General features: G+C 53.1%; 12 protein-coding genes and 3 pseudogenes. 9 read left to right on the top strand and 6 right to left on the bottom strand.

The features are described from left to right. Nucleotides 1-189 precede the first annotated feature (189 nt). The 3 genes and pseudogenes from E5E97_RS23390 to E5E97_RS23380 form a co-directional block, all read right to left on the bottom strand. Entirely contained in the window at nt 190-1,173 is a 984-nt protein-coding gene (locus E5E97_RS23390) for a replication initiation protein (protein ID WP_171281265.1), read from the bottom strand. A 216-nt stretch (nt 1,174-1,389) separates the two neighbouring features. Continuing rightward, a pseudogene (locus tag E5E97_RS23385) lies at nt 1,390-1,676 on the bottom strand (type II toxin-antitoxin system RelE/ParE family toxin). Then, nucleotides 1,666-1,908 (bottom strand): type II toxin-antitoxin system RelB/DinJ family antitoxin, encoded by a 243-nt coding sequence (locus tag E5E97_RS23380; protein ID WP_068979438.1) that lies wholly within the window; start codon nt 1,906-1,908, stop codon nt 1,666-1,668. The pseudogene E5E97_RS23385 and the gene E5E97_RS23380 overlap by 11 nt, the downstream one beginning before the upstream one ends. Nucleotides 1,909-2,086: 178 nt before the next feature. Between E5E97_RS23380 and parA the strand changes: the two genes are divergently transcribed. The 4 genes from parA to E5E97_RS23360 all read left to right on the top strand — a co-directional run bounded on the left by parA (nt 2,087) and on the right by E5E97_RS23360 (nt 3,694). Continuing rightward, entirely contained in the window at nt 2,087-2,716 is a 630-nt protein-coding gene (gene parA / locus E5E97_RS23375; RefSeq protein ID WP_128318409.1) for a ParA family partition ATPase, read from the top strand. Continuing rightward, a complete protein-coding gene (locus E5E97_RS23370) occupies nt 2,713-2,946 on the top strand; it encodes a hypothetical protein (protein WP_128318410.1) in 234 nt (77 codons plus the stop codon). Before parA ends, E5E97_RS23370 begins: the two co-directional genes overlap by 4 nt. Nucleotides 2,947-3,128: 182 nt before the next feature. Further along, nucleotides 3,129-3,416 carry a CopG family ribbon-helix-helix protein gene (locus tag E5E97_RS23365; RefSeq protein ID WP_128318411.1) on the top strand — a complete coding sequence of 96 codons (288 nt, stop codon included), beginning with the start codon at nt 3,129-3,131 and terminating at the stop codon, nt 3,414-3,416. Beyond that, nucleotides 3,404-3,694: a type II toxin-antitoxin system RelE/ParE family toxin gene (locus E5E97_RS23360; RefSeq protein WP_128318412.1), complete on the top strand. Its 291-nt coding sequence runs from the start codon at nt 3,404-3,406 to the stop codon at nt 3,692-3,694. Before E5E97_RS23365 ends, E5E97_RS23360 begins: the two co-directional genes overlap by 13 nt. Nucleotides 3,695-4,095: 401 nt before the next feature. Here the strand turns inward: E5E97_RS23360 and E5E97_RS23355 are convergent, their stop codons facing one another. The 3 genes from E5E97_RS23355 to E5E97_RS23345 all read right to left on the bottom strand — a co-directional run bounded on the left by E5E97_RS23355 (nt 4,096) and on the right by E5E97_RS23345 (nt 5,987). Continuing rightward, complete coding sequence (locus E5E97_RS23355) at nt 4,096-4,350, bottom strand: hypothetical protein (RefSeq protein ID WP_171281264.1); 255 nt, start codon at nt 4,348-4,350, stop codon at nt 4,096-4,098. A 108-nt stretch (nt 4,351-4,458) separates the two neighbouring features. Continuing rightward, complete coding sequence (locus tag E5E97_RS23350) at nt 4,459-5,481, bottom strand: methyl-accepting chemotaxis protein (RefSeq protein ID WP_171281263.1); 1,023 nt, start codon at nt 5,479-5,481, stop codon at nt 4,459-4,461. 35 nt (nt 5,482-5,516) lie between these two features. Then, entirely contained in the window at nt 5,517-5,987 is a 471-nt protein-coding gene (locus E5E97_RS23345; protein WP_171281262.1) for a hypothetical protein, read from the bottom strand. Nucleotides 5,988-6,810: 823 nt separating this feature from the next. Here E5E97_RS23345 and E5E97_RS23340 point away from each other — a divergent pair. The 5 genes and pseudogenes from E5E97_RS23340 to E5E97_RS23320 form a co-directional block, all read left to right on the top strand. After that, nucleotides 6,811-7,152: pseudogene (locus tag E5E97_RS23340) on the top strand (transposase); the annotation flags it as partial. A 1,197-nt stretch (nt 7,153-8,349) separates the two neighbouring features. Next, nucleotides 8,350-8,583: a hypothetical protein gene (locus E5E97_RS23335; protein WP_128318414.1), complete on the top strand. Its 234-nt coding sequence runs from the start codon at nt 8,350-8,352 to the stop codon at nt 8,581-8,583. Beyond that, a pseudogene (locus E5E97_RS23330) lies at nt 8,583-9,465 on the top strand (site-specific integrase). Before E5E97_RS23335 ends, E5E97_RS23330 begins: the two are co-directional and overlap by 1 nt. Beyond that, on the top strand, nt 9,462-10,022 hold the full coding sequence (locus E5E97_RS23325; protein WP_128318416.1) for a hypothetical protein: 561 nt from the start codon (nt 9,462-9,464) through the stop codon (nt 10,020-10,022). The pseudogene E5E97_RS23330 and the gene E5E97_RS23325 overlap by 4 nt, the downstream one beginning before the upstream one ends. 83 nt (nt 10,023-10,105) lie before the next feature. Next, complete coding sequence (locus E5E97_RS23320; protein WP_103859311.1) at nt 10,106-10,348, top strand: plasmid replication protein RepB; 243 nt, start codon at nt 10,106-10,108, stop codon at nt 10,346-10,348.

The following is a 10,348-nucleotide window of genomic DNA, read 5'->3' as shown; positions in this document are numbered from 1 at the left end:
GGGCCAAGACAAAGGCCAGCCTCACCCCGCTCCGTGGACAACGCCCCCGCCCACAGGCCAAACCAACGGCCTATGGACGGCCTCCGGTTCGGGCGCGTGCCCACCTCGCCAAGATCCGCTCTCTAAGGCAAAGCCATATCAGACAAAAACGCCCTTCGGGCGCTGTTATCTGATATGGCTTTGTTTCGATCACTCGCGCCCACGTTTGAGATACAGGCTGACGGTACTGGCCGAGATTTGCAGATCCTCGGCAATGTCGCGGTTACTGTAGCCCTGAGCCTTGAGTTGCAGCACCTCCGGCAACAGGTCTGCACGGGCCTTGCCGCTGTTGCTTGGTCTGCCCCCACCCTTGGATACCTTGCCACCGATGCGCCCGCCCTTGGCCCCTCTGACCGCCTGGATAGCGCTGAATCCTGACGGGGTGAAGTGCCGCCATACCCAACGGGCAATGCTCTTGGCCGTTGCTTTGATCTCGTTGGGTGGCAGCGGGCCGCCCTGCTCCAGCCCAAACGCATTGGCACTGTCACAGGCCGCGCGGACGGCCTTGGCCCAGGCGTCGTAGCCATTGGGTCGCCAATACCCTCTGACGGCGCTATAGGCCCATTCCCGCACGTTATCGAACAAGGTGACGTTACGCCCCAACCCACTCGCTTCCTTACGGCTGCGGCGGCTGTAGGCAGCCAGATCGTTATCGGGGCAGAACTCGGCTAAGTAGTCGAGTGAATAGGGCTCGATGGGGTGCCAAACAGTCCACCAATCACTGTGTGTGGGGTTTTTGGTGATAAGGCCTGCGTACCCCATGTCCGCCCCCAGTCGACACGCCAGCACGTGTTCGATGGCGGCGAGATAGCACAGGGGCTTTTGCTTGGCGGCACTGGTACGGGCAACTGGGGTGGCCAACTGATAGCCAAGATGGGCATGGCCGTTGCGCAGGTTGACGCAGACCCAGTGCGGAGCAGGCAGATTGGCATCCCGCCAGGCGTGGTACCCATCGGCCCGATCGACATCGAACACCAGGGTGCCAACGTGCGGCGGCGGGTTGTGCTGGATATGGCGATAGGCCAGTGCAGTGGCCTGCGAGCGGATCAACAGCCCCTGCGCCGGATCATCGGTGCAGTAGGGTCGGTGAGGCAATCTTTCTAGAAACGAGGCTTGAGAGACTGATTTTACCATCGAGCACCGCGCAAATTGGCGGTGCAAAATCCGTAATCCTTCATACAAGAGAAAACGGAGGGTTGTTTGGGCTGATCCATGTGTTAGACTTTTCCCATAGGTTTAATGCCTAGCCCCGAACTCTCTGAACCCTTCCGCCAAGTTGAGACAGAGATTCGGGGTTTGTCTTTTCTGGACAGTACGTTACCGCAGGTGGTCACACCTTACAAACTTTCGCTAATCAAGACGCGACATTGCATCCAGATACACCTCTTCCCGTTCGCGCCTCCCCACTGCGACCACGAATACCACCACCCGATCATCCTGTACCTGATAAACCAACCGATACCCGCGCCACGCAATTTGATCTTGTAGCAATCAGGCATCCCATTCAGCCGGTTTGCCTCAATCCTGGGGCGCTCGATCACCTCTGACAGCTTCTTTTTGAACTGCTGGCGAACGGTATCACCCAGCTTTTTCCACTCTTTCCACGCTCGCGGATCAAACTCGAGTTCAAAGGTCATCCAGCGATACCTTGATGCCTTTCTGCGGGCTGGCCAAACGCTCTCGCACGATGGCTAACAGGGCCTCTTCATCCTCCGTCACCACGGTAGTGCGAAACGGGCTCCGCCCCTGAGAGGCCACATATTCCAGGGTTTGCCGGATAATATCCGAGGGGGTCACCCCCAATTTGTCCAGCACCGCAAATGAACGAGCCTTCAGTTCGTCATCAATGCGCAGGTTAATCGTACCCATAACCACCTCACCTTGTAATTTCAAACGCAATTACATTGTAATGCTGGCAATACCGTTGCACAACCAGAACTCGGGAGAACTGACGGGACGAGCGTATTGGGTCTGGTACTTATTTTGATTGCCCATTGCATGTGGTTTTCTGTATTTTTACAAAACCACAAATAATGAGAGTTCAACCATGATCATCGGACTGCTCAACCAGAAGGGCGGCGTTGGCAAGACCACCCTCAGCGTGAACCTGGCGGCTAGCTTGGCCCGCAGCGGCTTTCGGGTTCTTCTGATCGATGCCGATCCACAAGGCAGCGCTCTGGACTGGGCCGCAGCTCGTGATGGCGAGCCCCTGTTCTCGGTAGTCGGACTCCCCCGCGCCACCGTGCACAAGGAGATTGGGCAACTCGGCCAGGGTTATGATCACATTGTCATCGACGGACCGCCACGGGTGACCGACCTCGCTCGCTCCGCGATCATGGCCGCTGATATGGTACTTATCCCGGTGCAACCCAGCCCTTACGACATCTGGGCGGCAGACGAGGTGGTGAAGCTGATTGAAGAGGCTCGCATCTACAAGGAAGGGCTGAAAGCCGCTTTTGTGGTTAATCGTAAAATCGCAAATACAGCTATCGGACGGGACGTGGGTGAAGCTCTTGCCGCCTACCCCGTACCAGTTCTGACCGCCAGCATCACCCAGCGCGTAGTGTTCGCAGAGGCAGCGGCCAAAGGACGCGCCGTTCATGAAACAGATCCGACCGGCCCTGCCGCCGCAGAGATCGATGCCGTCATGGCAGAATTGATGGAGATTGCACGATGAGCAAGAAAGTCACCATCGGCGCCAAGCCGACCAACAAGAGTGCGCAGTCCTCCGCCGACGAGTGGGTCGAGAACCGCAGCTCAGGCAGTGCCCCCGAGCCGATGAAGCGGCTCACCATCGACATCCCCGAGAGCCTGCACCGCGCAATCAAGATGCAATGTGCATCTCGCGGAGCCAAGATTGCCGACGAGGTGCGTGAGCTACTTTTACAGAAATACGGAAATCTGTAATTGAGATTTTGATAGGAAGCAAAAAAGGGGCGCAACACCCCCTTCTGTGCAAGTCGGACATCAAGGGCCTGCGTCGGCACAGCCTCAATGTCGTGATCACCTCACAACCCCAAAACCTGATCCAGAAAACGGGCCCAATGGTATGCTATGGGTAATTACTGGTATTACCTTGGAGTACCTATATGCCCACACAATCCAAACCGGTCTCGATCAAACTCGACGCAGACACCCAGGAACGCATCAAACGCCTGGCAACTTCCCGCGAACGCTCAGCCCACTGGCTCATGCGCGAAGCCATCAGCCAGTATGTCGAGCGCGAAGAACTGCGCGAGACCTTCCACCGCGACACTCTGGAGGCCTGGCAGGAGTTCCAGGAGACTGGCCGCTATGCCACCGCTCAAGATGTGGATCAGTGGCTAACCTCTTGGGGCACTGATGCCGAAGGAGCGCCTCCGGCATGCCACCAGTGATCTTTGCCCCTGCCGCCCTGCGAGACCTGCAACGCCTACGTGAATTCCTGCGCCCTAAGAGCCAGCTGGTCGCACAGAGGGCCGCAACAACAATCCAATTGTCCCTACGCCAGCTCGCAGCCCAACCTTCTATGGGTCGCCCCATTGAAGGACTGCCAGAGGCATTTCGTGAGTGGGTGATCCCCTTTGGCGACAGCGGCTATTTAGCCCGCTATCGCATTGAACCGGATGTCATCGTGGTGCTCGCTGTCCGCCATCAACGCGAAGCAGGCTACTAGATAGGAAAGTGGATATAACGCGCCCCCATCGAGCAACATGATAGACAGAACGCCAACCATCAAAATCAAGAGTTGCACAATCAATATCTAATTTTGATGGAGCGCCAGGCACAACAAAGGGGCGGCGGATTTACCGTAACGCCCCTTATGCGCACCGACTTTGTAAGCGTTGAGTTGTAATTCATGCTTTTGAAACTGAACCCTGTTCTTGGTCATGATTAAACCCTCCAGAACAGGATACTCTAAGGAAGGTGCGAATAAGTCACCAAACATAAAAGTGCGCCTTTGTAAGTATTTGAATTTAATAAACTAATTTTTTCAGTTTCGTTGTGGAAGGTGCTTATTCGCACCCTCCCTAGAAATCACGTTGAACTCAAATGTCATCACCCATTTTTTATCTATCAACATTGATATTTACTCCTTAAGTCTATTGCCTTTTTGTTCATTTTATTTCTTTGTTCAACACTCGCCTTTACATTAAAAACTTTATCAATCAACTCTTCATTTTCTCTCTTTATTTTATTTAGCTGTGTTAAATCAAAAAATCGCGGATCAATATCCTCTGCTTTACAGACTAATAAAAACAACTCATCTATTGCCACCACCAAATCATCAACAATTAAGTTAATTTCTTTTTTTATATCGTTCTTACTCATAACAAGCTCGCCAGATTTTATTTTTAGTTACCAACGCCATAATCAGTATGGCGAATGAGGAAATGCACACCTCGACACCACACTACCAATTAATGAACGAGCAAACAACTACACTTTAAACCCCTGAGATATTGCATATAACTTATTCGCCAAGCTAGCCAATTCTGCACAGGCCTGATTCATTTGTTCCGCACCAGAAGAAACCTCATCTGATGCATTACTAATGCTGACAATATTTTTGTTTAGCTCTTGACTAACTGTTGCTTGCTCTTCTAGTGCAGCAGCAATTTGAGTGTTCATTTGTGACGTTACCGCAATTGATTGCACTATATTGTTTACCGATGAATTAATTGATTTGGCATCTTTAGATATAGCCTCTATCATGCCATTACTCTGCTGCATGGAGTCACTAGCGTTTGAAGCTTCAGATTGAAATTCATTTACTATCTTGTTTATCTGAGCAGTCGAATCTTGCGTTCTTTTTGCCAAAGTTCTCACCTCGTCAGCAACGACAGCAAAACCACGACCTTGCTCACCAGCACGAGCAGCTTCGATGGCGGCATTCAAAGCCAACAAGTTTGTTTGCTCTGCAATACCTTTAATAACTTCAACTACAATGCTAATGTCACGGCTATTAATGCCTAATTGCTCTATGGCATTTGACGTGGATGCAATCGTTGACAGAGCGCTATTAACTGTTGCATGTGAGCGACTTACCGTATTTAAGCACTCAACAGACAATGAGTTCATTTCCTCTGATGTATTAGCAGCCTCCTGTGTATTTCTGGATGTTTCATCTATCGTCGCTTGCATCTCATTCATTGCTGTTGCTAGCGACGCCAAATCAACTTGTTGCTTTTTCATGTTGCTTGATGACTGTGATGATATAGTGCTAACTTCTTCTGCAGCAGCACTAAGCTGAGAGATTGCTTGAGAAAGCTCATTTACCATATTGTATAAATTGCTTCTCATTGTAGAAAAAACATCAGCCAAGGCACCTATCTCATCATTTGAGAAAAATCTCTTATTAATATTCTTTGTTAGGTCCCCTGTTGAAATAAACCCAGCTTGTTCAACCAAATAATCCATTGGTTTTTTTATCTTAACATAAAGAATTTGAGAAATAACCACTGCAATTAGCAATGCAAAAACAACAATTGAAATATTTAAATTCTTGAATAAATTTTCTCGTCAGAGGACGCCATTGCAAACTCAGCAGCAACTTCTTGATCATACTTTACAATATCATGCATTTTGCTTACAGCTGGCTCCAACAATGCTTTTTGTTTTATCATCACAGTTTCATATAAATCAACTGGCTCTATGTTTTGGCTTATATATGCATCTAAAGCTGACTTAATATTATCATTACCAGATAAATACTTTCCTATTAAATCACGATATATTTCAGCATCCTCATCCTCTCTACTTGCATTTTTATCAGAAGAATATGGTAATTCATTATAAAAAGCATCGGCATCGGCATATTTCTTTCTAAATAACTGAAGTTGATTGAGCAAGCTGGATATTTCTGATTTATTACCTTGAAGTTTATTAATTAAAAGGGCTAGTTCTATTCGACGGATATTTTGCAATGTATCGCTTATTGATGCAGATGTTTCTATGGATGGAATCACTGAATTCTCCATGGTTGATACGAGTTTACTCATCGAATCAAGAGAATTGAGTGATACCCATGACATGATTACCATAATAGTAATCAACGTGAAAAATGAAGATCTTATTTTAAGACCCAAACTTATATATTTTGACATAAATCACCTTGCTGCCTATTTATCATGCCACACGTTGGCAACATTAGTTGCCGGCTAGGAATTGAGCAATGCTCAACTCACTGATTATCGGTTATATACGTTTTTTTCTATAGCCCATTTTGTAGATGCACCTAACCCCTTTCGCGATTTTTTAGCCGCTAAAGCGGGACCCAGAGGGCGAACAGGTCGCCGGTATCACGTTTTGGCGCATTGCAACGCCCAAGACATGGCATTTACCGCCTGATTGTTTGCAACGCTTCTGAGGCGTTTTTAAGACCGGATCCTGCCGGATATGGTTTCGACCTGTTTTTGCATCCTGCGGTCTGTTTCGATATCTTGCTCTGCCCGTCGAGGTGCACCCGATCAGATAAGCCACCTCGATGGCGGGAAAGTGGGGCCACCGGCCCCAGTTTTTCACACCCCTCCACACACCATGAAATCAATTTGCGATTTTGATGTTTTGAATTAGCGTTTTGATTTGGCCGCTGCTCACCTACCTGTAGCCTGTAGCTGTAACGGCTTACCCCAGTCTTGGGCCATGGTTGCGTTTCGGTGCAGGAGTAGGGTCTAGGCCCCGCTTCTGTCGGGCCAGAAGATCGCGCGCCTCCGCGCTCCTGCCAATCTCCGCGATCAGGGCCTCCTCTCCACCCGGACGTTGAAAGGTAATCCTCTATGAGCGTCCGGCGATGGTGCGTATGACACCAAGGCCTGTCATGCGCTACTGAAGAAGAAGGGGGCGAAAGCCACCATACCGCCGAGAAAAAATGCGGCACCGTGGGAGGAAGGCCATCCCCGCAACGAGGCGGTGACGGCGCTCAAGGCCGGTGAACTGAAGCAATGGAAGAAAGACTCCGGCTATCACCAGCGCTCGATAGCCGAGACCGCCATGTACCGGTTCAAGCAACTCATCGGGCCAACGCTGAGCCTGCGGAACTACAACGCCCAGGTGGGCGAAATCCTGGCTGGCGTGAAGGTGATGAACAAGCTGATAGGGCTTGGTATGCCTGTTCGCCAGCCAGTGAATTGAGTGGTATCAACGGGTTGGGGAACGGCCATCCAGCGACGGATTTGATCAACAACGCCTAAGTTAAACTCTAATTAATGCCCCATTAGGGGTCAATTTTCGATATCCAAACTGACTGGTCAACGAACCGCGTTGCACCAAGGCTTGGTTGTACTGCTGCCAGTTGCTGATCTTGTGCTTGGACTTGCCCATCTGATGCTCTCGGAGACTGCGCTACAGGATCAGATCACCGAGATGACAGATAGTTCCCCGATTTGAGCAACAAGGCCCCAGAAAGGAGAAAACTCACTGTGCATAATGCCATTATGTTTAATAGCCGACTTCACCTGGCAAAATCGACACCCTGCCGAAAATCGACCGCCTGAGCCGCATTCTGCCGCGCTTTCTCCCCCTGCCTGACCCGTTTCCATGCTGAAAGTTTGCAACGCATCTGAGGGGGTTTTAGAGCTGGATCCGACGGGGTGGCAGTTCGATCCGATTTCGGGCCGAAGGCGCCAAAAAAAACACGGTGGAAAACACAATTCCTTCACCCATCTTGTATGAAGGATCTCTGCCAGCCCCCCCCCACTTTTTTATCCCGGTGCCTCCCGGGTGGCTCGATGTCCGGCCGGGACATCGAGCCCCCCCCTAGAGGCGTCCCTCGCTGTCCTGGGAGGACGTTCGCCCCGGTGAGCGTCCTGGCCGGACGCCACCAGGCTCACGCCTCCCCCAGCTCGCCATCAATTTGAATTTTCGATTATTCAATTTTGGCTTTTGATGACCCTGGCCAGCCCTACTCCCGCCCTCGTCAGGTTTTCCCTCTATGCCTCTCATTTCCCCCGCTATGTACGACTCATAAATTCGTCGCTACATAGCGTGGGATATGGCTTGCATCAGATTTACGCACAAAAAACAACACACATTGTATTAGCACATATATTTGCCCTATGCTGGGGACGTTTGTAGTGAGCCCGCCCCCTCTAAGGGGCCCTGCGATACCGGAGCCAGGCTAAACCATCCGAGACTCTGCCAAAAACGGCGAGCACACTGAACCCCGACAAGAAAATGGGAGACGCGAAAGCGACAGAACGGGAACTAGATAATCTCGATGGCGAGAACGGTCCGAGCCAGTCCACTTTGGTGGAAAAACAGGGGCGAATCGGTAGGTAACTGCCGCAGCACGATTTGATCGATGCTGGATGTTCTTACAATGGAGGCCCCATGGTATTTGACCCCCTCACCGAGCTGGCCACCCTGCGTCAGCAGACCGCCACTATCCGCAAACGCAACTTTGTCCGCTCCCGCTTGGATCGCCACGCTGGGGAGCTGCTGGCCCTGCATCGGGCAGGGGCCAGTACCGCCGAGCTGCAACGCTGGCTACGGGAACGCCGGATCAAAGTGGTCCATTCGACCGTTGCCAGGTGGCTGGCCAAGCACGACCCAAAGGCCGCCTAATGGCCACCTTTCGCGCCCCTGCGGCCCAAGCGGCCCACGTCATGAAATCCCTGCAGGGCCATCACCTGCGCTCTGTAGGCACCGTGCGCAACTACGAGCAGGGGTTGACCAGAGTGGCCGAATGGACGCAGCAAGAGCGCCTGCCAGGCGGGCTACGGGCGATGACCCCCGAGCTTGCCATCCGCTACCTGGAGCAGCGCGGGCAGGCCGTCGGCCAGAAGACGCTGGACATGGAACGCCAGTCGATGCAGGCCATGATGATCTACGTCACCGGCAAACTGGCCCCCAGTGAACGCCTCCCTGTCACCAAATCCGAGCTGACTCAAACGCTGGAGGGCCGCGCCTACACCCCGCAACAGGCCGAGCTGATCGCCAGTGCCCAGACCCCTCACAACGCGCTGGCCACCGAGATTGCCCATGCAGCGGGCCTGCGCGCCCATGAGCTGCTGACCCTGTGCCCCGTGGCCGAGCGGGCCGCCGACCCCCGCCCCGCCCTGGACAGCAAATGGAAAGGCAGGAGCGGCGAGATCTACACCGTCCAAGGCAAAGGCGGGCTAACCCGTGAGGTCATGATCCCCCACGAACTGGCGGCACGGCTGGAGGAACGCCGCCTGGACGCCCCCCAGGTCGTGACCGACCGCGGGGTTTCTACCAGTCCAGCTACGACATCGGCGGCGGCCAACGGTGGTCCAACTCCGTTTCAGCCGCATCCGAGCGCACCATGGGGCGCTCGACCGGAGCCCACGGGCTGCGCCATAGCTACGCCAGGAACGGATGACCGAGCTGCAAAATCGGGGGCTGTCGCGGGACGCCGCTTTAGAGACAGTTTCGCAGGAGATGGGGCATTTCAGGCCCGAGATTACGGAGACATACCTACGATGAGACGTGTGGTGATAGGGGGGCTGCTGATCGGCCTGTTGGCGTTGGCCTGGTACGTGGATAGCCTGTTAGCCCGAACACTATGGGTAAACAACTTCGTTGCGGAAACCAGATCCGGCGATTGGTACACCGGCTGGCCCATTCTATGGCATGCGTGGCCGCTGGCTCTGGTCGGCATTCTGGTAGGGGGCTCGTTCGCATTGCTGGGGGTAGGGCTGGTGTACGGGTGGGCAAACGAAGGGGACCAAGAGCGCGAGATGGAACGGCTGCGGCAAGTGGCCATCGAAGCCGAGCAGCGGGCGGAGCAGGCCGAGGCCACGGCGCTAATCAATGCCACCACGGCATTGCAGCAGGAACAGGCGGTTTTGCAGGCCCAGCAGGTCGAGGCGAAGCAGCACATCCAGTTGGCCGAGAGCCGATGGCAGGCGGCCACCAAGGCTATTACCGAGGTGGATCAGCGCATAGCCCTGATCACCAAGGAACGGGACGAGGCAATGCGCAAGGCCGCCAACGCAACAGCCACCATCAGACGCCACCAGGCAAAGGCAGCCACCAAATAGCGGATCCCCGATATCCAAGCGGGGATGACGTCATCGTGCTAGAATCATTTTATTAATTTGACGAATCAAAGGCGCGATTTGATATGGAAGAGCTGCAAGCAAAGTGGACGTTCGACCAGGGCGGGTTTGCCAAAGCCCTGATCGCACCCACTCCGATGGGAGCCGGATACCACCTGCACCTGGTGAAGTTCGGTAAACAGAGCGAGACCATTGTCCTGGAACGACAGCGCGGTGGCTGGCGGGTGTTCAAGAGCATCGATGCCGCCGCCAACACCGCCAATGGCATTGGCTTTCGGCGTATCGAGATCGACCTGAGCAGTCGTTGA

This window comes from Aeromonas sp. 2692-1 (assembly GCF_013085505.1).
Classification (GTDB): Bacteria; Pseudomonadota; Gammaproteobacteria; order Enterobacterales; family Aeromonadaceae; genus Aeromonas; species Aeromonas hydrophila.
This window is presented reverse-complemented; position numbering and strand designations above follow the sequence as displayed.

Bases quoted from the DNA above. Each gene is read 5' to 3' on its own strand.
- E5E97_RS23365 (WP_128318411.1), top strand. From the start codon at position 3,129: ATGCCCACACAATCCAAACCGGTCTCGATCAAACTCGACGCAGACACC.
- E5E97_RS23325 (WP_128318416.1), top strand. From the start codon at position 9,462: ATGAGACGTGTGGTGATAGGGGGGCTGCTGATCGGCCTGTTGGCGTTG.
- parA (WP_128318409.1), top strand. From the start codon at position 2,087: ATGATCATCGGACTGCTCAACCAGAAGGGCGGCGTTGGCAAGACCACC.
- E5E97_RS23355 (WP_171281264.1), bottom strand. From the start codon at position 4,350: ATGAGTAAGAACGATATAAAAAAAGAAATTAACTTAATTGTTGATGAT.
- E5E97_RS23390 (WP_171281265.1), bottom strand. From the start codon at position 1,173: ATGGTAAAATCAGTCTCTCAAGCCTCGTTTCTAGAAAGATTGCCTCAC.
- E5E97_RS23370 (WP_128318410.1), top strand. From the start codon at position 2,713: ATGAGCAAGAAAGTCACCATCGGCGCCAAGCCGACCAACAAGAGTGCG.
- E5E97_RS23360 (WP_128318412.1), top strand. From the start codon at position 3,404: ATGCCACCAGTGATCTTTGCCCCTGCCGCCCTGCGAGACCTGCAACGC.
- E5E97_RS23380 (WP_068979438.1), bottom strand. From the start codon at position 1,908: ATGGGTACGATTAACCTGCGCATTGATGACGAACTGAAGGCTCGTTCA.
- E5E97_RS23320 (WP_103859311.1), top strand. From the start codon at position 10,106: ATGGAAGAGCTGCAAGCAAAGTGGACGTTCGACCAGGGCGGGTTTGCC.
- E5E97_RS23335 (WP_128318414.1), top strand. From the start codon at position 8,350: ATGGTATTTGACCCCCTCACCGAGCTGGCCACCCTGCGTCAGCAGACC.